Annotated in this window: 18 protein-coding genes; 14 read left to right on the top strand and 4 right to left on the bottom strand. The window is 53.9% G+C overall.

The annotated features are described in order from the left end of the window. From FFI61_RS09510 to FFI61_RS09495, 4 genes are all read left to right on the top strand, one after another. Positions 1-933, top strand: a complete 933-nt coding sequence (locus tag FFI61_RS09510; protein ID WP_200370085.1) for a DMT family transporter — start codon at positions 1-3, stop codon at positions 931-933. Between the two features lie 128 nt (positions 934-1,061). Continuing rightward, on the top strand, positions 1,062-3,269 hold the full coding sequence (locus FFI61_RS09505; RefSeq protein WP_200370084.1) for an OsmC domain/YcaO domain-containing protein: 2,208 nt from the start codon (positions 1,062-1,064) through the stop codon (positions 3,267-3,269). A gap of 105 nt (positions 3,270-3,374) precedes the next feature. Continuing rightward, a complete protein-coding gene (locus tag FFI61_RS09500; protein WP_200370083.1) occupies positions 3,375-4,361 on the top strand; it encodes a diaminopimelate dehydrogenase in 987 nt (328 codons plus the stop codon). Between the two features lie 35 nt (positions 4,362-4,396). Continuing rightward, entirely contained in the window at positions 4,397-4,675 is a 279-nt protein-coding gene (locus FFI61_RS09495; protein ID WP_200370082.1) for a YkgJ family cysteine cluster protein, read from the top strand. Positions 4,676-4,679: 4 nt separating this feature from the next. Here the strand turns inward: FFI61_RS09495 and FFI61_RS09490 are convergent, their stop codons facing one another. Beyond that, complete coding sequence (locus tag FFI61_RS09490) at positions 4,680-5,036, bottom strand: RNA recognition motif domain-containing protein (protein ID WP_413785030.1); 357 nt, start codon at positions 5,034-5,036, stop codon at positions 4,680-4,682. Between the two features lie 94 nt (positions 5,037-5,130). On the opposite strand from FFI61_RS09490, the gene FFI61_RS09485 reads away from it, so the two are divergent. The 8 genes from FFI61_RS09485 to FFI61_RS09450 all read left to right on the top strand — a co-directional run bounded on the left by FFI61_RS09485 (position 5,131) and on the right by FFI61_RS09450 (position 17,202). Next, the gene (locus FFI61_RS09485) at positions 5,131-6,027 is read left to right on the top strand and encodes a DMT family transporter (RefSeq protein WP_200370081.1); all 897 of its coding nucleotides are present in this window, start codon (positions 5,131-5,133) and stop codon (positions 6,025-6,027) included. Between the two features lie 119 nt (positions 6,028-6,146). Beyond that, positions 6,147-8,231, top strand: coding sequence for a type VI secretion system Vgr family protein (locus FFI61_RS09480; protein ID WP_200370080.1), 2,085 nt, complete (start codon positions 6,147-6,149; stop codon positions 8,229-8,231). Then, positions 8,224-9,153 (top strand): DUF4123 domain-containing protein, encoded by a 930-nt coding sequence (locus FFI61_RS09475; protein WP_200370079.1) that lies wholly within the window; start codon positions 8,224-8,226, stop codon positions 9,151-9,153. Before FFI61_RS09480 ends, FFI61_RS09475 begins: the two co-directional genes overlap by 8 nt. Continuing rightward, on the top strand, positions 9,146-12,589 hold the full coding sequence (locus tag FFI61_RS09470; RefSeq protein WP_200370078.1) for a toxin VasX: 3,444 nt from the start codon (positions 9,146-9,148) through the stop codon (positions 12,587-12,589). The genes FFI61_RS09475 and FFI61_RS09470 overlap by 8 nt, the downstream gene beginning before the upstream one ends. Before the next feature lie 2 nt (positions 12,590-12,591). Then, positions 12,592-13,917 carry a hypothetical protein gene (locus FFI61_RS09465; protein WP_200370077.1) on the top strand — a complete coding sequence of 442 codons (1,326 nt, stop codon included), beginning with the start codon at positions 12,592-12,594 and terminating at the stop codon, positions 13,915-13,917. A 58-nt stretch (positions 13,918-13,975) separates the two neighbouring features. Next, complete coding sequence (locus tag FFI61_RS09460; protein ID WP_200370076.1) at positions 13,976-15,676, top strand: hypothetical protein; 1,701 nt, start codon at positions 13,976-13,978, stop codon at positions 15,674-15,676. Between the two features lie 59 nt (positions 15,677-15,735). After that, positions 15,736-16,272 carry a hypothetical protein gene (locus tag FFI61_RS09455; protein ID WP_227714801.1) on the top strand — a complete coding sequence of 179 codons (537 nt, stop codon included), beginning with the start codon at positions 15,736-15,738 and terminating at the stop codon, positions 16,270-16,272. Between the two features lie 78 nt (positions 16,273-16,350). Further along, positions 16,351-17,202 carry a hypothetical protein gene (locus FFI61_RS09450; protein WP_200370074.1) on the top strand — a complete coding sequence of 284 codons (852 nt, stop codon included), beginning with the start codon at positions 16,351-16,353 and terminating at the stop codon, positions 17,200-17,202. A 16-nt stretch (positions 17,203-17,218) separates the two neighbouring features. Here FFI61_RS09450 and FFI61_RS09445 read toward each other — a convergent pair whose 3' ends face one another. Genes FFI61_RS09445 through FFI61_RS09435 form a run of 3 tightly spaced genes read right to left on the bottom strand, consistent with a single transcriptional unit; the run spans position 17,219 to position 18,710 of the window. After that, complete coding sequence (locus FFI61_RS09445; RefSeq protein ID WP_200370073.1) at positions 17,219-17,548, bottom strand: hypothetical protein; 330 nt, start codon at positions 17,546-17,548, stop codon at positions 17,219-17,221. A gap of 47 nt (positions 17,549-17,595) precedes the next feature. After that, complete coding sequence (locus FFI61_RS09440; RefSeq protein ID WP_200370072.1) at positions 17,596-18,291, bottom strand: PspA/IM30 family protein; 696 nt, start codon at positions 18,289-18,291, stop codon at positions 17,596-17,598. Positions 18,292-18,305: 14 nt separating this feature from the next. Next, a complete protein-coding gene (locus FFI61_RS09435) occupies positions 18,306-18,710 on the bottom strand; it encodes a YjfI family protein (RefSeq protein ID WP_200370071.1) in 405 nt (134 codons plus the stop codon). A gap of 205 nt (positions 18,711-18,915) precedes the next feature. Between FFI61_RS09435 and FFI61_RS09430 the strand changes: the two genes are divergently transcribed. Together FFI61_RS09430 and FFI61_RS09425 are read left to right on the top strand one after the other, a co-directional pair. Beyond that, positions 18,916-19,542 carry a hypothetical protein gene (locus FFI61_RS09430; protein ID WP_200370070.1) on the top strand — a complete coding sequence of 209 codons (627 nt, stop codon included), beginning with the start codon at positions 18,916-18,918 and terminating at the stop codon, positions 19,540-19,542. A gap of 43 nt (positions 19,543-19,585) precedes the next feature. Continuing rightward, positions 19,586-21,655, top strand: a complete 2,070-nt coding sequence (locus FFI61_RS09425; RefSeq protein WP_200370069.1) for a flotillin family protein — start codon at positions 19,586-19,588, stop codon at positions 21,653-21,655. The last annotated feature ends 68 nt before the right edge of the window (positions 21,656-21,723 follow it).

The following is a 21,723-nucleotide window of genomic DNA, read 5'->3' as shown; positions in this document are numbered from 1 at the left end:
ATGCTGACGAACACTTTTGTACTCTATTTGTCGACCGTGTTGATCTGGGGCTCGACGTTTATAGCGATCCCTCTGCAATTGGGTGAAGTACCGGGCGATGTGTCCATTGCCTATCGATTTGGGCTGTCTGCGCTGGTGCTGATGCTTTGGTGCAGCCTGACCCGACGAAATATGCGATTTGGTTTCCGGCAGCATCTCTGGATGGCAGGTCAGGGGCTGATGCTATTTGGCTTCAATTACATGCTGGTTTATCAGGCGGCTGCAGATATCACCAGCGGATTAATTGCCGTGGTGTTTTCCACAATTATTGTGATGAATATCATCAACGGCGCTCTGTTCTTCGGCAATCGAATGCCCCGTGCAGTGATTGGGGGCGCGGCGCTTGGGCTTGTGGGGATTATCCTGGTGTTTTTGCCGGAGGTTCGCGCGCTGGACGCCGATGGTGCCACCTTACGTGCCATCATTCTCAGCTTGGCAGGAACCTTCATCACATCCTTCGGCAACATGCTCTCTGCCCGCAACCAGGCATCGAAACTACCTGTTATGCAAACCAACGCCTACAGTATGGCTTACGGCGCTCTTTTGCTGGCGCTCATTGCCTGGGGCAGGGGTGAGGCATTCGTTTTTGAGGCCACTTGGAGCTACACCGGCTCTTTGGTCTACCTGGCTTTGATCGGCTCTGTTCTTGGTTTTGGCAGTTTCCTTACGTTGCTCGGGCGGATAGGGCCGGAGCGTGCGGCCTACTGCATGGTGCTCTTCCCAATTGTAGCGCTTGCGCTGTCAACGGTTTTTGAGAATTACATCTGGACGGTTGAGGCAGTTGCGGGCGTATCCCTGGTGCTTGCCGGTAACTTGTTGGTGATCCTGCCCAAAGAAAAGTTGCAGCGGGTGTGGCGGATTTTTCGGCCACCAGCTGTCAGGCCTACAGAGTAAGTACGTTGCAGAGGTAGTGATTGGTACGAGGTATGAGTGGCGTAGCGTTACGTCTATAATGGCCGGCCTGAATGGCCCGCACTTTATGGTCAAGGCGCGCCGAAATCTCTAAATTGAGTACCCTCGCAATGGAAATCAACGTCAATTACCTCGACAATCTCCGGGTTGAAGCCAAGTTTGATGACTTCTCGGTGATTGCCGACCAGCCCGTTCGCTACAAAGGCGACGGCTCGGCCCCCGGCCCTTTTGACTACTTTCTGGCTTCATCCGCCCTGTGCGCCGCTTATTTTGTGAAGGTGTACTGCCTGGCGAGGGATATTCCAACCGATAACATCCGCCTTTCCCAGAACAACATTGTTGATCCGGAAAACCGCTACAAACAGATTTTCAAGATTCAGGTTGAGCTGCCGGACGACCTGCCCGAGAAACACCGCCAGGGAATCGTGCGCTCCATCGACCGGTGCACGGTCAAGAAGGTTGTGCAAACCGGCCCGGACTTCCAGATTGAAATCGTTGATAACCTCGATGAAGATGCTCAGGCATTATTGACGATCAAGCCAGAGGGGGGCTCCGATACCTATATTGAGGGTAAAGATCTGCCGCTGGAGCAAACCATTGCCAACATGAGCGGCATTCTTGCCGGTCTCGGCATGAAGATTGAAATTGCCTCCTGGCGCAACATCGTGCCCCACGTGTGGTCACTGCACATGCGTGATGCGGCTTCGCCAATGTGCTTCACCAACGGCAAGGGTTCCACCAAAGAAAGCGCTCTGTGCTCAGCGCTGGGCGAATTTGTTGAGCGCCTGAACTGCAACTTCTTCTACAACGATCAGTTTTTTGGTGAGGAAATAGCCAACAGCGAGTTCGTGCATTACCCGAGAGAGCGCTGGTTCAAGCCTGGGCCTGACGACGAATTACCAGAAGGCATTCTGGACGAGCATTGCCTCGCCATTTATAACCCGGATGGCGAACTGCGTGGTTCCAATCTGATCGATACAAACTCTGGCAATTTGGAGCGGGGAATATGTGCTCTGCCATACGTGCGCCACTCCGACGGCGTCCCCGTCTACTTCCCGAGTAACCTCATTGAAAATCTGTTTCTGAGCAATGGCATGAGTGCCGGGAACACCTTGGCAGAGGCGCAGGTGCAGTGCTTGTCGGAAATCCTTGAGCGGGCAGTGAAAAAGCAGATCATCCAGGAAGAAATTGCACTGCCGGATGTGCCGATGCACGTTCTGGAAAAGTACCCGGATATTCTTGAAGGCGTGCGGGCGCTGGAAGCCCAGGGCTTTCCCATACTGGTGAAAGACGCCTCCCTTGGCGGGCAGTTCCCTGTGGCCTGCGTAACCCTCATGAACCCGAAAACCGGTGGTGTGTTTGCCTCGTTTGGCGCGCACCCCACCATGAAGGTTGCGCTGGAGCGCAGCCTGACCGAGTTGATGCAGGGCCGCAGCTTTGAAGGGTTGAACGATTTCCTTCCTCCAACCTTCAACAGCTTGGCCATCACCGAACCCAACAATTACGTTGAACACTTTATCGATTCAAGTGGTGTAGTGTCCTGGCGATTCTTTAGCGCCAAAGCGGATGTTGAGTTTCATGAGTGGGACTTCTCCGGCACCACCGAAGAAGAGGCCGCCTGCCTGTTCGGTATTATTGAAGACATGGGTCACGAAGTGTACACCGCGATTTATGACGAGTTGGGCGCCCCGGTTTGCAGAATGCTGGTGCCCGGCTACTCCGAGGTTTACCAGGTAGAAGATCTGATCTGGGACAACACCAACCGGGCACTGGACTATCGCGAAGATATTCTCAATCTGCACATCCTGAGCGACGAGCAACTTGCCGCTTTGGTTGAACGCCTCGACGACAGCCAGATTGATGATTACACAGACATTATTACCCTCATCGGCATAGAGTTTGATGAAAATACCGTGTGGGGCCAGCTCACCATTCTGGAATTGAAGCTGCTGATCAATCTGGCGCTTAAGCAATACGAAGACGCCCTTGAGAGGGTGGAGATGTTCCTGCAATACAACGACAACACTGTGGAGCGTGGGCTGTTCTATCAAGCCATGTGCGCAGTGCTGGAAGTCACTCTGGATGAAGAGCTTGAGCTAAGCGATTACCTGTTTAACTTCCGACGTATGTTTGGGGAAGAGACCATGGACGCCGTAGTTGGCTCAGTGGATGGCAGCGTTCGCTTCTATGGCCTGACCCCGACCAATATGCAGTTGGAAGGTCTGGATAGGCACCTGCGGCTGATCGAAAGCTACAAGAAGCTGCACGCAGCACGGGCTGCCAAGGCAGGTATCGAGTTGTCGTATAAGAGTGCTTGACGTTCATAATACCTGTAGTCACAACTCTTTCAGTTCTTGGGGCTCGTTACGGCTTACGTGATGAGCTTCCCACGCAAATTTTCAAACGGTACAGGATTAGTAAACATGGCAGACAAGATTAGAGTAGCCATTGCCGGGTACGGCAATCTGGGTAGGGGTGTGGAAGCTGCGTTGGCACAGAATCCGGATATGCAGTTGGTGGGTGTGTTCAGCCGCCGCGACCCTGCCAGTGTGGCTCTTCTGGACAGCAAAGTGCCGGTTTATGCCATGGCAGATATTGAGCAGTACCAGAACGACATTGATGTAATGATCCTTTGCGGTGGCTCGAAAACTGATCTGCCGGAGCAAGGCCCTTATCTGGCACAGTTCTTCAATACCGTCGACAGCTTTGATACCCACGCCAAAGTGAACGAATACCACGCGGCATTGGATGAACCTGCACGCAAAGCCGGTAAGGTTGCATTGATGTCTGTGGGTTGGGACCCCGGCCTGTTCTCACTGAACCGCTTGTTTGGTGAAACCATATTGCCGGAAGGCGAGACCTATACCTTCTGGGGCAAAGGCCTGAGCCAGGGCCACTCAGATGCGGTTCGTCGTGTGGATGGCGTGAAAAAAGGTGTGCAATACACCCTTCCATCTCAGGACGCCATTGCGCGGGTGCGCAACGGTGAACAGCCTGAACTGACCACCCGGGAAAAACATGTGCGCGAGTGCTTTATTGTTCTGGAAGAGGGTGCAGATGCAGACACAGTGCGAAACAGCATTGTGACCATGCCGGACTATTTCGAGCCTTTCGATACCACGGTTAACTTCATTGATGAGGCGACCTTCGCGGCGGAACACAGTGCCATGCCTCACGGCGGCTTCGTGATTCGCAGTGGCGAAACCGGTACCCAGAGCAAGCAAACCATCGAGTATTCACTGGCGCTTGGTAGCAACCCTGAGTTCACAGCCAGTGTGTTGGTAGCCTACACCCGAGCTGTTCATAAGATGGCCAGCGCCGGCGAAGTGGGTGCCAGATCGGTATTGGATGTTGCTCCGGGTTTGCTGTCACCCAAGAGCCCATCACAGCTACGCAAAGACTTGCTCTGATAGAGTAGCGCCAACAACTTGTGGGAATAACTGCCATGTCTGATCCCGGTATTAGCTGCTCAAATTGCCAGGCCTGCTGTTGTCGCCTGGAAGTTATGCTGATTACCGAGACAGGCGTGCCAGAACGGTTTATTGAAACCGATCAGTGGGGCGGCAGAACCATGGAGCGGCTGGATGATGGCTGGTGTGCGGCGCTGGATCGCAAGACTATGTCGTGTTCGATTTACGACAAGCGACCGTTTATTTGTCGGGAATTTGAGATGGGAGGCTACGAGTGCATAGAAGAACGCGTAGCCAATGAGCCAGCAGTGTAAGGCGTCAGCTATTGGTATCTGCTTGCTGTTCCTTATCCTGAGCGTACTTCACCCGTATTTTGTTTTTTCCCACACGAGCATCGTTCAGCTGGGCCTTAGCCATCTTTGCTTCCTTCGCGTGTGGCATTTCCACAAATCCAAAGCCTTTGGAATTTCCGGTTTCTTTATCTAAAACCAGTGTGCACTCGGTGACAGTACCATGAGCAGCAAACAGCTCCCTGATTTCCTGTTCTGTTGTGGTGCGTGCGAGGTTACGGACTAAAAGTTTCATGACGGGCCATTTTGAAAAGTAAGTATGAGCACATTGCTTATGAACACGGCGCAAGGTGGGCTTGGTAACTTTCGGCATTGTTTCAAGCATAAGCCGTGCGCCGTAGAACTCAGTATAGCCTTTAATAAGTGCAAGCGGATAATGACGCTTCTGATTATTCGTTCGTTTTCTGGGGTTTGTGACTATGTATTATGCGTTTCCGCTACTGGCTGTCATTTTCTGGGCGGGGAATACCGTAGTTAACAAGCTGGCTGTGGGTGTTATTTTTCCGGCAGAAATCGGGTTTTATCGGTGGCTGTTTGCGGCTGTCATCCTCACGCCTTTGCTATTGCGGCCAACGCTGCGATCCTGGCCAGTGGTGAAGGCAAATCTGGGCAAGATTTTTGTGTTGGGTGTGCTGGGTATGGCGATTTATCAAAGCCTTGCCTATTTTGCCGCACCTAAAACCTCTGCGACCAACATGGGCATTGTATTGGCGCTCATGCCTGTGATGTCTCTTATTCTGGCCATCCTGGCATTGGGCCACCGCCTCACAGTAGGTGCCGTGGTCGGATCGCTGTTTTCATTTTTTGGCGTATTGATTGTAATCACCTCCGGGGATTTGACTGCTATTGCCCAGCAGGGGATCAATGGCGGCGACGGCATGATGCTGGTAGCTGTGGCTGCCTACGCTATATACAGCACATTGTTGAAAAAATGGCAGATACCCCTGCCTGCAATGCAGTTGCTTTACGCGCAAGTGCTTGTGGCCGTCGTGGTTTTGTTCCCGCTGTTTGCGCTACTTCCACAAACCGGGCTGAACAGTGATAACTTGCCACTGGTCTTGTTCGCCTGTGTGTTTGCATCTATTGGTGCACCCTTGGCATGGATGACCGGCATCAAGCACCTGGGCCCCAGCCGGACTTCCGTGTTCTTCAACCTCATTCCCATTTTAACGGCGCTGATTGCTTCGGTGATGCTGAGCGAAACACTGGGTTCGCACCACTTTATTGGTGGTGGGCTGACCTTGTTCGGCGTGCTCATGTCTGAGTGGTGGACCCGACCCTTCCGGGCGAAAGCACAGGCGCACGGCTCGGCCTGATCCTTTGCTTGATTAGAACTGGTGCGCTTTTGAAGCAGCGAGAGTTTGATTAACCGCCGCTTTTACGACAGAATCCCTGCCCGGACTCATACAGAACCATACCTTCAAGGATTGAAGATATGCCCCAAGCAAGCGGACTGCAGTTTACCGCCCGTGTTGGCGAACTCCCCTCTGATCTATTTTCCGTTGTTGGCTTCACGCTAACGGAACGACTATCCGAGCTATTTCATGGCTGCCTTGAACTGGCCAGTACCGACCCGGACATAGATGCATCCGAAGTTCTGGAGCAGCCAGTCGATCTGGTGGTGTGGCAGGACGGCATGCCTCTTCGCCGCTTCACCGGCGTAGTCAGTGAATTCGCCCGGGGCGATTCCGGCCACCGCCGCACCCGCTATGAGATTGTTATCGAGCCGCCTGTATGGCGCTTGGGGCTGATGCACAACAGCCGCATCTTCCAGACTCAAACCACAGACACCATTGTGCGTACCCTGCTGGAAGAGCGGGGCACCGTAGATACCGTATTTGATCTCAAACGTGCCCCCCAGGAACGGGAATACTGCGTACAGCACCGGGAAAGCGACCTAGCCTTTATCGGGCGACTGGCTGCCGAAGAAGGTTGGCACTACCGCTACCAGCACGGCAGCGTGGATGGCAGCGAACAACCCGGCCTGATTATTGCCGACCACCACGGCGACGCACCAAAACTTGAAGCCGCCGAATACAACGGCAAAGCTGGCGGAAGTACCAAACAATCTGTGGTATTCCGCTTTCGCTACGAAGAACGGGTTCGCGCCGCGTCCGTAGCCGCCAAAGACTACACCTTCAAAAACCCTGCCTATGCGCTGATGCACGAACACAGTACCACCAGTGCCAATCAACGGCAGGATTACCAGCACTTTGACTATCCCGGCCGCTTCAAAGCCGATGCCAGCGGCCAGCCGTTTACCGAAGCCAGGCTCGACGCCCTAAGAAACGACGCCAGCACAGCTAACGGCGAAAGCAACCGTGCAGACTTCACCTGCGGCGCCAAAACCGAACTCACCGAACACGACAACCCCAAGTTGAATCGGGACTGGCTGTTGACGGCGGTGACCCACACCGGCAAACAGCCCCAGGCCATGAAAGAAGAGGGCGGTTCTGGCCCCACTACCTACCACAACACCTTCAGTGCCGTACCCGCCGACAAAACCTGGCGGCCAACGGTTAGCCATCGTCCTCTAATGGACGGCCCGCAAATCGCCATAGTGACCGGCCCCGAAGGGGAAGAAATCCACTGCGACGAATTTGGCCGGGTAAAAGTCCGCTTCCCCTGGGACAGATACAGCAAGAATGACGAACACAGCAGCGCCTGGCTAAGGGTCAGCCAGGGCTGGGCTGGCGGCCAGTATGGTTTTATGGCCCTGCCCAGAATCGGCAACGAAGTCATCGTCTCCTTCCTTGATGGCGACCCGGACCAGCCCATCATCACCGGCCGAACCTACCACGCCACCAACACACCGCCCTACGCGCTGCCGGAACACAAAACCCGCACCACCCTGAAAACCCAGACCCACAAGGGCGAGGGCAGTAACGAGCTGCGGTTTGAAGATGAGGCAGACAAAGAACAGATCTACATCCACGCCCAGAAAGACCTGGACCTGCTCACGGAAAACAACCGCACCGAAGTCATCAAAAACGACAGCCATCTCACCGTTGAAAATGACCGCTTCAGCCACGTAAAAGGCAGCAAACACCAAACCATCGACGGCGAAAAACGCGAACAAACCGGCAAAGACCACAGTTTCAGCGTAACCGGCTCCTTGCACCTGAAAGCGGGCACCGCCTGGCTCAGTGATTCCGGCACAGAACTGCATATCAAGGCCGGGCAGAAAGCGGTTATCGAAGCGGGTGCCGAGATCACTCTTAAAGCGGGCGGCAGCTTTTTGAAAATTGATCCCAGCGGCGTTGCTTTCGGTGGGGCTTCTATAAAAATGAACGCCGGCGGTGCGGCGGGCAAGGGGAGTGGGCAGAAGGTTCAGGTGGCGGAGATGCCGGGGTTGGTGAATGCAGGTGGAGCCTTCGTAGCACCAGTTGCTCTCGCCATGGTAGGTCAGCGGGCCAACGTTGAGCCGGATGCTCAGATTCGTGCGCTGCGGGAAGGCAAAGCGCTAACCTCCGTTTGTCAGGCAGAAGAAGATACATCGGGAGAAGCATCTGATGCTTGATGTTTTCGAAAGCCCTCCTGCAAGCCTTGCTCAGGATAAGAACATTCATTGCAACTACGTCCTGATTGATGGCAGCAAACATGAAGCGGTGGAACGCTGGCTATACGAACTCGTCGAGGCACCCGATTATCGCAACCTGTTTGATGGTACCGAATGGGCGTCGATTCGTGAGGTTGCACCTCTGTTGGTGCGCGCCGACCGGAGCAGTCCTCTGCTGGAACGGTTGGTTCAGGAAGGCAGGACGCTGGAGTGGGGCTACGGTATCTCCAGCGAAGAAGCGATAGATTCAATAGCCAATCACTTGCGTCGGTTTATCATGGTGCGCCACCCTTTGGGGTACAATGTTATGTTGCGGTTCGCTGACCCGACCGTCGCAAGGGTGCTTTTGGCACCTTCCGGTGACGGCGGGTTGCCGCAGTTCTGGATGCCATTCACAGCGGTAACATTGCCGGATGCCCTTTGGGACGGCTGGCACCTTCAGGAAAATCCGGAATCATGGGCAGCAGGCACCGTTGGGTTATGTGAGGAGGGTGCTGTTCCGCCTTGCCTGAGCGAGCTCACCCTGCGCGGCTTAACGAACGCCGATCTGCGTATAACACTGGTCAAAATGATGCAGCACCTGGAAACCTATTTTCCAGATAGGGCTGAGACAAAGGCCAGGCGTGGTGTGGTTACGGATCTACATAGCTTAATGGAACAGGCCATTGCGAATGGCTATGAGTCAGTCCAGGCCTTGCTTCATTGGTGCACCGTGTATGGTTGCCAAGGTGATATGTCGCTCTGGAAGGCAATGGCTCCGGATATTCACGAGATTTTTCACTGCTGGCCAGGATCGGCCGCAGAAGCCAAGGCTAAAAAAGCGGCATTGATCGCCATGGCCTCGGCTGGAACCCAAGTGCAAGGAGAGCTCATACATGGGTAAGCAAGTTGCCAGCCCCATTGCTGCCGCCGATCGGGCAAGTCTGGCGAGCACCACTGCGCAGGGCTCTTGCCCTTTGACCCGAGCGGACATCCAATTAATCCCGGTGCGTTACGCCTACGCCGATGCGGCGGCAGATCACCCCTCATTGACACCGGGTTTTGACCTTGGGTTTCAGCCGATCGGCATCCGCCAGGTACGGGATGGCTACTTTTACTTGTTCCATTCCGATGCTCCAGATATTTTGCATGAATACGAAGTTAAAGATGGCGGTGCGGTCACCAAGCGTATGTGGAAAGGTAACGAGGCCGCAAAGGATGAGCGTCTTGGGAAAGCGGATACAGAGGCCATCGTGGTTCCGCGCCGGGGACATATTGATGTCTTGTTCTCGTCCGCCCAGCTAACCGCAAAAAAGTGCAGCATGTTGATCGGCTGGCAAAGCTATCGTCGTGATGTAATGCAGCGGGTGAGCCTGTCCGGCTACTGCCCTGTCAATGGCAAGTCACAGCTGTTGAGCAAATCGAGTCTGGAGTCGCTGCTCACGCACCCGGAATCTCAAACGACACCGATGGATGGTCAGCCCCAATTACCCTCTTGGTATTGGGCTCAAAATACATTGGATGTTGGCTCTGAGCCGTTCGCCCATCGGCTACCAGCCTACGACTTGGATCATGCCTATCTCGTGGTCGATGACATGATGGGGCATATTAGTGACCTTATGGATGCCTGGGCGATTGTAGATACCAACCATAATGCTTGGCTGGAGGGCGAGGACGCGAAATATTATTCCGCAAGGTTTATCAAGGACCTGATTCGTCTGGATGGTGGACGAGTGGCTGAGCTGGCCCTTTCATTTTCGGAGCAAATTGAAGATGAGGGCGCCAAGGCCCTGTTTAAAAAAGTCGCTCAGGGAAACAGAAGCCAACATAATCAGTTGAAACAGTTGGTTGAAGACTTCCCTGAGTACCAGACAAGCACTCGGAAAGTAGCCGGACCCACCACCTACAACTATATGCCAGCCGATCGCGAACGGGTCATCGCAATGCGGGAAGCCAGCGAAGCACTGGCGACGGAATTGGGGATGTCGCAAGGGGAAGTTCTTTCGATCGTTGAGTCTATCGCGGACTACCAGGAAAACCTCGTGGATGGTTCCGCCCTCGGTGGCCAGCAGGGCATCGCAGACTTGGTAAAACTGGACGATATGAATGCCTATCTGGAGCAGGCTCAGCAGCATTTAGCCTGGTTTGCCGACGAAAAGCGACGGATTGTGTCGGATATCCAGACGCTATTGGCCACATTTTATCTCCACGGTCATCTGTATGACCGGCAAAGCGAAGCCAGCTACATGGCACTGCTGGGCATGGACAATGGGTTGATTACGATACTCACGGAGTGGGCTCAATCATCTGGTGATTTCGCTTTCTTAAAGCGATTTTATTTTGAGGAAGTAGGGCATCAGCACCTGATCTCGCTGGACTTGAAGCACGAGATTATCCCCGGCACGTTAAAGGATCTGATAGATGGCCTTAAAGCCATCATGGACGCACATCAAGGCCCAGCCGAATACCGAGAGTGGGTTCAGTTGATTGAAAAAAGTCCTTGTTTCCAGTTTCCAGATTTGTCGCCGGGGGCTGCCGCCCAACTCAGCCATCACTTGGCCCAGCTCAACATAACCGGTCGGTTGGCCTTGTTCGAGTTGGTGCAAGCAGCTGACGCTGCGGACTTGCATGGCCGCCTGAAGCAAGTGTTCAAGCGTATGGATCCCGGCTTGCGGGCTCACATCTTCGAAAACCAGAGACTTTATCAGGTCGACCTGAGCATCGCTGATGTCGACAGCCTGACCAGGCATGAATCTTTGGTGAAAGAGATTGAACATTTGGCCCGGATGCATGAGGAGGCACTGAGCGAAGAAAAGCGCCTTGAGAGACTTCACAGTGAGGCCAATACGCGCAACCGTCGCCGTTACAAACAGCAATATGACCAAGAGGTTGGCGATGCCCGAATGCGCAAACAAATGTTGGCCGACCGGCTCCGGGAACGAGGATTCAGGCTAATGGATACCTCTCCTATAGAGGGTGAAAACCACAATGGTGCCCTCTTGATAGGCGGATTGACCCGAACCGCTTATGGTCGTGCGGTGCAGGGGGAGTTAGACAAACTGACAAGCCTGATAGACTGGGGTGGGCTTACGAAAGTGATGGACTATGGCCGGGGCATGATCCACGGGAAGGACGCGCTCGACGCGCCGACACGGGTTGGTGGCCTGGGGCTAGTGTCGTTTATGGGGCTGGTTGGTGCTGTTGGGGCTTGGGATGCGTTCAATAAGTGGGACAAAGAAGGCGATTGGGATGAGTTTTGGTCGTTTGCCAATGGTACTGCCGGGACGGTGGGTGCTGCTGCAAGTATCTTGACTATCGTCGGTAGCGCCCGCCTGAACTACTACTACCAAACAATCTACCAAGCCGATGAGGTACTGACGCGGCTGGCCCGCGTAAATGTGTGGGGAGGTACCATTGCGGCATGGGCAGGATTCTTATCGGCGGGAGCTGACTGGTTTAAGCAGTTATCTCTAATGGTTAAATCTGGAAGTAGTAACGGAACTCGGATGGGGGCAGGTACCACCCTAATTGGTGATAGCTTTCTCATACATGGGAGTTGGCAAATGGCGAAAGCCGGAACTTCCGGCATCTCCCATGTCATCCGAGAAACTTCTAAAGAGATTACCTGGAAATCGGTCAATCGGGGGATGCTATCACTAGCTGGAGGCGTGTTTCGGGGCTTGAATGCCTACCTGTGGGTCGGAACAGCCCTTGTCGTAGTTGGTAACTGGGTGCAAAGCTACTTCAAACGTACAGACATCCAGCGGTGGTGTGAGCAAAGTATCTGGGGTAATGATGGCAAAGACTGGGATGGCGATCAGCAACGCCACGAATTGGCCAAGGCCATTTACCAGCCCAGCTTGTTGGTCAAGGCTGAGCAGGCTGCACTAGATGGGCGCACGAGCTACTGTGCCTTTCGTCTTGAATTGCCGGGACTGAACTCGCTGGACTCGGATAATATGGAGTGGGCCGTATTGCGGCAAGAAGGGACAGCTTGGAGTCCTGATCATGAGTATTGGAACCAGGCATTCACGAAAAAGAGCATGGGGGCGGCGGGTGTTGCTCTGGAATTATCCCTGACCGAGATCGACTTGGAATCGGCGAACGGTTTCTATCTGGCCTTCCGCTACAAAGCTGCGAATTCGCCTAATTGGTTGCCGGAAGCAGAAAAGGCATATCACTATAAGCTCACGTTGCATGAGCCGGGAAATCTCCCGAAGGTAGGAGCCAACGAGACGAAAGTGTGGCAGACGGTAAAAGCACTGGGTGGCCCGGACAATCGTTTGAACGCCTTGATCACCAACTATCATGCCCTGTTAAGCGAACCCAAGAAGTCTTGACTATGACCAAAGCCAATGAGAACCCGCTAACTAACCAACTGCCGCCTGAGCCCAACTGGGAAGCGGGTGTGCGTCGCATTACCAAAGAGGGGCGCTTGCTGGCCTTGACTCCAAAACCGGTTGTGACGGGCGAGAGGGCGGTCGATGTCAACGCCTGGATTCGGCGGAAAACTGAAGGCTGGCTGGATTTGCAGAACGGCAACCTGCTGTTTAGCGCCGAATTCGCACTGATGTTTTTGAGTCTCACTATTTTAGTCATGATGGGGGGGCTGGCTATGACAGTGAACTATTATCTTGGGCACCATGAACTAACGTGGATACCTTTGCTTGGCTTGGGGGGAATGAATTTATTAATTACTGTTCCGTGGGGGTTGTATGTTTACTTTCTTGGCAACAAGGCCGTGAAAGAAACTCCACCGATAAGGCTTAACCGACAGCGCAGGGAGGTGGCGATACCGCGATGGACCGAAGGAAAGGAATTCAAACTGCCTTTCTGGAATGACAGCGCAGCTGGTATCGCATACATAACGTATATCGGTACGATAGCTGCTGTATTTATGCCTTATACGCTGGAGGGTGAGTCGCCAGAGTATGTCCAATTGTTGGTGACTATATTTGCCACGGCTTTGGCCGTTGAAACCTTGGTTATTGGGGCCTACTTTTTCATAGCGCTTCGCTTAAAGAAAAAACACGACCCCAAGCTGGTCTACGAATTCTATCCCTGGGACAAGCTGGTCGCCTACATTGAAACCCGACAGGACATTGGCCCCAGCCTGATGGCCACGCGCACGGTTCTCACCCTGGCTATTCCGAAACCTGACGACCCGGAATCCGCGCTGGCAGCCGCCACCATTAATGTGGGCCACGAAACCGCTGGCCTGGCGCAGTGGGAATGCCTCCGACGGTTTATGGAAGATGGTCCCGAGGACTGCCCGGATCCGAAGAACGATGACACACTGGCCCACTACAAAGCCCGGTGCCGCCAGGCCCGAAAAGAAATGTCTCTGTTGCCCTGGCTGGGTAAGAAGGTGGGCGACTGGTTCTTCCAGCGTTACCTGGCCCACATCATCACCGAACGTCGCATCAAGACCCTGGCCCTGAAAAGCCTGCCGAAAGAACTGGAGCGTTGGTCAGCACCTTTGCCAAAAGAGCAATGGACCAAACCGTCAGAGGCCCTGCAAAGCCTCAATCAGAACCTCACCCGTGCTTATGAACGGGGCCTTCGCTTCACCAACATGGGGCCGGTCTCCGAATGGCAAGCCGGGCGTGAGGCGAAACGGCAAGAAAAGCGGGGGCGGGGCCGGTACCAGTCCAAAGCATCGTCCTGAATAGGAACTCAGCTGTCCTAATGGGACAGCCTGGGTGTTGCGCTGCCGCGGCGCGAACATGATGACAAAGAAGATCCTTGACGGGCAAGGGTCGCAAAAACCGAAAGAACAGGCAGTTAGAATCATGGAAGATTCATTTACACCAACAGAGAGCGCCTTCACCGACCTTATCGCTAGTGAAAACCACATAGGCCTGATAAGGGACTGGCGAGACGTTATCTTTCACACGCTATTTGCAAAAAAACGACACGATCTGGAATTACCTGTCTTGCTACCCATCGAAGACGGACGATGCTTCATCGGAAGCCCAGACCCGGTTGCGGCCCGGGCAGCTATCAAAGACTTCAGTTTCGACGAAGAGCTGGACGTTTTTGTCAGACCGGTTCCCCTGGGAGAGCTCGCAAGGAATGCGTTCCTTTTAGGTGCGTGGCTCTGCTGGACCGGATCCAAAGTAATCATGAACACGTCGCTGATGCATTTAATCGGAATGAAGGCTATTAAACAGGAGCCTTCAGGCCAGGAGCGTTTGTATCAGGCGAAAATCCATGAACTTCAAAACCCGGGCGGGCTCGTCGAGATAATCAAAGCGCAAAGCTGGGTCATCAGCACCGTGTCTGCAGATTCGGCTACCGAAGTGGCGCGAGAAGATCTTATCTTCGATGATCGGGGGCTTGTGGTGTTTGGGCCTGGCCTTGGCCCAAAAGGTGGTGCTAAAAATCGCAGCGACTTGTCGGCTGAAGAGCAGGCGCTGTTTGATTGGTGGGCTGAACCTTTATACGACTATGCCGCGTTGAAGGAGGGGAGTGAAAGAGAGAGCGGAGCGGATGAAAATGCCAAAAGCGTAGACACTTACGTCCCGGCCCCTGCCATCGTTGACGAAGAACATCTTCGTTCTTTCTATGATCTTGAACGTGCTGTTCATAATCAAATCATGCCGGATGCCACCAAGCTGCAATTGGAAGTTATTGAAGACCAGGTGATTCCTGAAGTAGAAGAGCAGGATAGCGATGAACTTTTGAGAGTGGATGGGCGGCGGTTCCGTATCTTGTTTGCCGACCATCCTGAGTGGAGCTTGCCCTTGGGCGGGGATGGGCTCGCCATGACGGATTACACCGGGGAAGTTTGGCTGCCCCAGGAGCCTGGTGTCCATGAAGTGCCGGAACACTTGAGGTTGCGACTTACCCGGGCAATTGCCTGGGTGTTGTTCTGGCACGGGCGTGACCCGGGCAAGCCTGCGCATCTGGTGTTAGGTCAGTTCGAAGGCGTAAAGCCGTTTTGTCCTGATAACATGAATCGCCTCTTCGTTCCGGATGCGACCGACGGACGTTTTCCTGTCCTGGCTTGCATGCCGTGTGGTGCACAGCAGGTTCCCGTGCTTGTTCACGGTGAAGTACCTGAGGGTTACGTTTGTGAAGTTCTAGAAGAGTGCCGGGTTCCCGCTTCGGATCTTCCCCGCGGATTAGTCGGGCGGGATTCTCTGTTGGTTAACGGCTCAGTGCCCTTCGTTTCCATGTGTGCGTTTCTGGTGGTACCTGTTGCCGCAATCGAGTTTCCCAAAGATTGGTATGCCGGCATCCGGACGTCCAACACTCAGCTAATCTCGGACTTTGAATACTATCTTGCGAAACAGGGCCTGAGTGATCAGGCCAAGCTGGATGTGCAAGGTAGCAAAGACCCCGGCGGCGTTTCTGGTGTCTTCTGGGCATGCGCTGGGTTCATGGCTTTTGTTTTTTTGCTCATGGTCCTCTACGGAATATGAGTCGGCAACAGGTTTAGACAATTTTGAGTAGTCGTTATTGCGAGGCCAGCATGGATTTTATGTATACAGACCTTCCTGTCGTCAAACACCGGGTTTACCAGAAAGATCGAGCATTGATGTACTCAGTGGGTGGGTCGCTGTTTGCAACAATATGTGGGCTTGCCTACTGGTTCTATCTGGAAACATCATCTTCAATACCTGCAATCATCTTCGTTGTGCTGATGAGCTTTTTATTTTGGAGTTTTTTGCGGCTGGATTTTGGCAAGATTAATCATGTCATTGAGGTGACTCCCGAGTTCCTGCGGGTGGATGATTGCATATTAAAGGAAATAGCCTGGCGGGATATTACTCACCTCAAGCTGGAAAAGCGTTCCAGCATGGAGACAGGGCGATCTGTATTGCTGATTGTCTATTTGAAAGGCGGGCACAAGTATAATCTGCCGACGCCAGGTAGATTCATATCTCACGAGCGGAGCGATGGTGGCATTTTTGCCACGAATCTTTACAACTACGCAGGGGATTGCAATGAGATTTTCAAACAACTCTGCGCCGCGAGGGAGGGCGGGCAGTTTGTTTCTTGGTCGCCAGATAGATAAAGGCTGCATTAAAAGGGGAGTCTGATCCGCTCTGGTCCAAGGGATCGAGTTTTTCATAAACGATGGAATAGCATAATCATGGAAGAAAAATCAGTTGCCTGTATTGAAGAGTTCGGCAAGCTTGTTGCCGCTAAAGACTACGTTTCTCTGGTGCGTGAGTGGCAAGTTCACACCTTTTATGCCGTGTTTGTAAACAATGGCCCCGAGGTGGAGCTACCTGCTCTCGTGGAGGTGCACGATCATTTGGCCTTCCTCGCTGGCACAGATCCTGAAGCGGTTGAAGCAGAGTTGGCGGACTACCGGCTTTCGGCGGGTGACGGGAATATTTCCATAAAGCCGGTTGCTCTCAAAGAACTTGCAAGAAATGCTGCGGTGCTGGGCGCGTGGGTTGTCTGGGCTGGTTCAGATGGTGGCGTGGTGGTTGACTCCATTTTGCATATTCTCGGTTTAGCCGGTATCGCGAAAAATGAGTCTGGCACCGAACGCTTGTATCGGGCAAAGCTCCTTGAACTGCCAGCGAATGATGAAATGGGCACTGGGCCTGTCATGGCTCAGCGTTGGACTATCACGACGATCGAGGGCGATCAGGAGGTTGGTGATGCTGAGAGTTGGTTGGTTTACGACGACGATGATGGTGTGATTCTGCTTAATCCTGACGGTAGTCTGCGTAACGGTCCAAAGGCCCGAAGTACTATCACTTCTGCCGAGCAGGCTTTGTTCGATGAGTGGCGTCAACCGCTCTACCCGTTCCCGGCACCTGAGCAGACGGAAGCATCTGACACCAAAACGGATATACCTGGGCATCCTGCTCAGGCGGCAGTCGCAACGCCCGATGACAGCATCAAAGCTGATCGAAGCTTTGTACGAATGACCGCACTGACCTCCGTTTTGATCATCGCAGTGCTTGGTGTCTTAGTAAGCTTGCGGTGAGCGGTTGCGACGGTGGTCACTCAGATTCGGTCAGATAATTACGGGCAAACACCTGTAAATCCTCCGAGACACGCTGGCGGATAATCGCCCGATCTTGCGGGTCAAGGCCGTACTTGCGGGCCAGCAATTCGAAGTCTTCATCTTTCAGGGTAATGGTCAAACGCGGCCTTGCCCGGGTCTTCTGATAGGGAAGTTCCAGAACTTTGCGCACCATGTCGGAGGTGCTCATGTTCTGTATGGCTGCAGAGACCCGAAAGGCGCGCTGAATGTCGTTGGAGAGGTCGAAGGCCATTTGTACGGCCTGAACGGCCTGCTCCTCTTTAGACCAGTCCGGTTTATTTGCCATGGGAGTAACCTGAAGGATTACGCCCCCGGAGTTCGGGGGCGTTGGGCTTACTGTGCAGGGTTGTCTTTGAGTCGAGCCAGCACGTTGTCGATTGCATCTTGTTCGCCGTCAATACCGGCGGCTTTCAGTTTTTCGTCCAGGTCGGCGCCTGTGAGTTCTTTTTCAAGAGTGGCGCTGGCGGTCTGGCGGTCTTCTTCCCGGGCCTGGCGCTCGCGAATGCGCTCAAGGGTTTCCTTGGCGGTGTTCAGCGAGGACTTCTGGCTGTTGATGTTTGTATCAATCTGGGCGGTGGTGCGAAGCACGCGCTCATTGGTTTTCACCACTTGCAGTTCCCGGCGGTAATCGGCGAGTTGCTTTTCGGCCCGCTGAACACGCTCTTTCAGGCCGGCAATCCGCTGTTGCAGCAATTCGCGGGTTTGGGTCAGCTCTACTGCGCGGCGTTCGTGGCCAACAATGCGTTCAGCCACTTCTCTGGCCAGGTCTTCCTGGCCGGCGGCAATGGCTTTGCGGGCATCCTGTTCGCGTTTGCTGGCGTTGTCCTGCTCAGAGCGAATTTGCCGGGCCAAAGAGGCGGATTCGGCCATCAGTGCAGCCAGTTCCTGCTTAGCCTGCTTCAGTTCCTGCTCGGAGTCCCGCAGTTCCTGTTCCAGAATGCGGTTGCCCTGGCCGTCGACTACGGCTTCGCCCAGTTCATTAACGCCACCGCGCATGGCGGTCAGAAGTTTGTTCAGTATGGATCTCATGTCTCAGCCCTCAGTTAAGCCAGGTAGTCTTCAAATGTCTGTAACAGGTCGATGGCATTCTCTGCCAGCGTCACCAGTTCCTGCATGATTTCGGCTGCGCCGGAGGTGGGGCTGAGAGCGCCATAGACCACGTAGTGATCACCGGTTTTGCCCAGTGAGCTCAGGGGCATGGGTACACTGAGTCGCAGCATGTTTTCATGCAGTTCATTCAGGCGCTCCGGGTTCAGTTCCTGCTCATCAAAAAGATACGCAAGGCACAGAATTTGAGTGTCGGTTACGGTAAGGTACACCGGCGTTTCTTCTGCACCGGAAACCGTTACCTGAAGCACCGGTTCGTCCCCGGTTATGGGCATAACATCGAAGCGTCGGCCGGCATGGGTAGAATCACCCAGGGCCAGGGTGAGAGTTTGAATATCCACAAATAGCTCCTTCCTGTGGCGGTGAATCGGTTCGGCCGATCCGGACGAACCTTGTCCTGTCGCTTGACATTTTATGTCAATAATTAGAGTCTATACTTCGCAATTAAACATTTGCAAGGATTAGTTTGTTTGCGTTATAACGGCGCTCTCGTTTGACACAAACTGTCAATTATTGGGTTTACCAGAAAGGATAATCTGGTCGCGTATGGAAACGTTCTTCGCTGTAGCCTTCTCCTTTCCAACGGTAGTTTTCTCCGTTCTGTTGTGTGTGGCCATTATCTACTGGCTGATATCCCTGCTTGGCATGGGCGATATAGACGCAGACGGCGACATTGATGCCGGTGGCGATTTCAGCGGCCTGATGGTTACCTTGGGGCTACAGGGTGTTCCCCTGCCGTTAGTGCTCACGCTGTTGTTCCTGTTTGGTTGGCTGACCAGCTATTTTGTTGATCTCATTATTGGCTCTCTTGTTCCGGCCGGTTTGCTGCAATGGTTATACGCAGCGGCTGTTATTGTTGCGGCGCTTGTTGCCTCAATGCTGGTAACGTCTATCGTGGTACGCCCGCTTCGCCCCCTGTTTCGCCGTGCATTTTTGCAGCCTCTTCAAAAGCGGATTGTTGGCACCCCCTGTGTGGTGATTTCTTCACGGGTTACCGAAACCTCTGGTCGTGGCGAAACGGTTCTGGATGGCGCCCATCTTGTGCTTCAAATACGTAGCCACTCCGCGCTTTCCCGTCGGGAGAGGGCCGTCATTATTGAACATATTCCGGATAAGAATGCCTGGTGGGTTGTTCCGGAATCCGAATTCCATTCCGGTGGCTCCACCGGATAACCCCGCACTCACTTATTTAAAACCAGCTCAGGAGAATGACTAAATGGACTTATCGTGGATGATGCCGGTACTAACGACCGTCGGCGTTGTGGTCTTGCTGATATTGGGCGTGCTGACCCTGTTCAAGGCGTTCTATCGCAAAGTGGATCAGGGCCAGGCTCTGATTGTGAACGACCTGTCGCCCACGCCAAAGGTGTACTTCACCGGCGCCATGGTGCTGCCGGTAATTCACCGCGCCGAGACCATGAAAATCTCGGTCATTACCCTGGAGCTGAACCGCACCGGTAAAGAAGGGCTGATCTGTAAAGACAACCTGCGCGCCGATATTACCGTTGCTTTTTACCTGCGGGTAAACGAAACCTCGGAAGATGTGTTGCGGGTAGCCAAGTCTGTGGGTGTTGGCCGTGCTTCTGACCGCAATGCGGTAAACGAATTGTTCAATGCCAAGTTCAGCGAGGCGCTGAAAACAGTCGGTAAAAAGCTGGAGTTCATGCAGCTTTTTGAAGAGCGCCAGCACTTCCGCGATTCCATCATAGAAACCATTGGCGAAGATCTTAACGGCTACATCCTTGAAGACGTTGCCATCGATTATCTGGAACAAACGCCGAAAACCTCTCTGGATCCCAACAATATTCTGGATTCCGAAGGTATCAAGCGGATTACCGAAATCACGGCCTTCCACAATGTAGAAACCAACCGCCTGGAGCGTGATCAGGAGCTGGAAATCCAGCGCAAGAACGTTTCAGCACGTGAGGCCTCACTGGAACTGGAGCGCAGCCAGGCGGATGCCGAAGCGCGTCAGCGTCGTGAGATTGAAACCCTGCAAGCTCGCGAAACATCTGAGACTGAGCAGGTGCGCGAACAAGAACGCGCCCGTGCCGAAGCTGCCCGTATCAAGACAGACGAAGAGCTGGCCATTGCGGAAGAGAACAAGCAGCGCCAGATTGAGATGGCGATGAAAGCCCGCGAGCGTGCGGTTCAGATTGAAGAAGTGCGCATTCGCCAGGCTCGGGAGCTGGAAGATGTAAACCGTGAACGAGCGGTAGAAATCGAGCGCATTGGTATGGAAAAGGCGCTTGAGGGCGAGCGCAAGGAAATTGCGGATATCACCAGCCAGCGCATTGCAGTTGAGCGCAACGTGGCGGAAGAGGAAGAGAACATCAAGGATGTTCGCAACCGTTCTCAGGCTGAGCGCCTGAAGGTTACAAAAGTGGTGGCGGCTGAGGCCGACGCTGATGAGCTCAAGCTCAAGGATGTGAAGGCGGCAGAAGCTGCGTTTGAACGCTCCAAGCTGGAAGCCGAGCAGATTCGTGTTACTGCCCAGGCCGAGATGGATGCGGCCGAGAAAGAAGCCATTGCCGATGAAAAACGGGCTCGCGGCCGTCAGTTTTTGGCTGCAGCCGATGGGCTGGCGGAAGCTCAGGTCAAGGAAGCCCAGGCGTCAGCCATCCGGGCCGATGGTATCGCCCGTGCCGATGTGAAATCAGCAACAGCCAAAGCCGATGAAGAAGCCGGTATGGCAGAGGTTCGGGTTCTTGAGCAGCGCCTCGAAACAGAAGCCATGGGTGAAGAAAAGCTGGGTCTGGCAAAAGCAGATGCCCGTAAGGCCATGGTTCTGGCAGAAGCTGACGGTGAGGCCAGGATGGGTCACGCCAAGGCAGATGCCCGCAAGGCTCTGGTGCTGGCAGAGGCAGAAGGTGAAGATCGCATGGGTCATGCAAAGGCTGGTGCCCGCGAGGCCATGGCCAAGGCGGAAGCGTCTGGCCTGGTAGAGAAACTCAAAGCCTATAACAACATGTCTGAAGAGGCCCGCCACTTCGAAGAATTCCGCATGAACCTGGAAGTTCATGAGAAGGAAGTGTTGGCGAAGATTGAGGCCCAGCAGACAGGCATTCTGGAAAATGGCCGGGTAATGGCCGCCGCTCTGAAGGACGCCAAGTTTGAAATGATCGGCGGCGACGGCGGTATCTTCGACAAGTTTGCTCAGGGCCTTGGTTATGGCAAGAGCGTACAGGGCGTGCTGGATAATGCCCCGTCACTGCAGGCGGCTTTGGCAGGTATCGCCGGGCGTATTGCAGCGGACAAGCCCAGTAAAGCCTCTGAAACTGCATAAAACCCCGGGCACCACCTGCGCCTGAATCGGCGTAGGTGGTGCCTATCTCGTTCAGATTTTCCCCCTTT

It is taken from the genome of Marinobacter sp. DY40_1A1 (assembly GCF_016597815.1).
Lineage (GTDB): Bacteria > Pseudomonadota > Gammaproteobacteria > Pseudomonadales > Oleiphilaceae > Marinobacter > Marinobacter xiaoshiensis.
This window is presented reverse-complemented; position numbering and strand designations above follow the sequence as displayed.

Excerpts from the sequence above, each read along its gene's own strand:
- FFI61_RS09445 (WP_200370073.1), bottom strand. The coding sequence starts at position 17,548 with ATGGCAAATAAACCGGACTGGTCTAAAGAGGAGCAGGCCGTTCAGGCC.
- FFI61_RS09425 (WP_200370069.1), top strand. The coding sequence starts at position 19,586 with ATGGACTTATCGTGGATGATGCCGGTACTAACGACCGTCGGCGTTGTG.
- FFI61_RS09480 (WP_200370080.1), top strand. The coding sequence starts at position 6,147 with ATGCCCCAAGCAAGCGGACTGCAGTTTACCGCCCGTGTTGGCGAACTC.
- FFI61_RS09485 (WP_200370081.1), top strand. The coding sequence starts at position 5,131 with ATGTATTATGCGTTTCCGCTACTGGCTGTCATTTTCTGGGCGGGGAAT.
- FFI61_RS09510 (WP_200370085.1), top strand. The coding sequence starts at position 1 with ATGCTGACGAACACTTTTGTACTCTATTTGTCGACCGTGTTGATCTGG.
- FFI61_RS09430 (WP_200370070.1), top strand. The coding sequence starts at position 18,916 with ATGGAAACGTTCTTCGCTGTAGCCTTCTCCTTTCCAACGGTAGTTTTC.
- FFI61_RS09470 (WP_200370078.1), top strand. The coding sequence starts at position 9,146 with ATGGGTAAGCAAGTTGCCAGCCCCATTGCTGCCGCCGATCGGGCAAGT.
- FFI61_RS09440 (WP_200370072.1), bottom strand. The coding sequence starts at position 18,291 with ATGAGATCCATACTGAACAAACTTCTGACCGCCATGCGCGGTGGCGTT.
- FFI61_RS09465 (WP_200370077.1), top strand. The coding sequence starts at position 12,592 with ATGACCAAAGCCAATGAGAACCCGCTAACTAACCAACTGCCGCCTGAG.
- FFI61_RS09450 (WP_200370074.1), top strand. The coding sequence starts at position 16,351 with ATGGAAGAAAAATCAGTTGCCTGTATTGAAGAGTTCGGCAAGCTTGTT.
- FFI61_RS09475 (WP_200370079.1), top strand. The coding sequence starts at position 8,224 with ATGCTTGATGTTTTCGAAAGCCCTCCTGCAAGCCTTGCTCAGGATAAG.
- FFI61_RS09460 (WP_200370076.1), top strand. The coding sequence starts at position 13,976 with ATGATGACAAAGAAGATCCTTGACGGGCAAGGGTCGCAAAAACCGAAA.
- FFI61_RS09495 (WP_200370082.1), top strand. The coding sequence starts at position 4,397 with ATGTCTGATCCCGGTATTAGCTGCTCAAATTGCCAGGCCTGCTGTTGT.
- FFI61_RS09490 (WP_413785030.1), bottom strand. The coding sequence starts at position 5,036 with ATGCTTGAAACAATGCCGAAAGTTACCAAGCCCACCTTGCGCCGTGTT.
- FFI61_RS09500 (WP_200370083.1), top strand. The coding sequence starts at position 3,375 with ATGGCAGACAAGATTAGAGTAGCCATTGCCGGGTACGGCAATCTGGGT.
- FFI61_RS09455 (WP_227714801.1), top strand. The coding sequence starts at position 15,736 with ATGTATACAGACCTTCCTGTCGTCAAACACCGGGTTTACCAGAAAGAT.
- FFI61_RS09505 (WP_200370084.1), top strand. The coding sequence starts at position 1,062 with ATGGAAATCAACGTCAATTACCTCGACAATCTCCGGGTTGAAGCCAAG.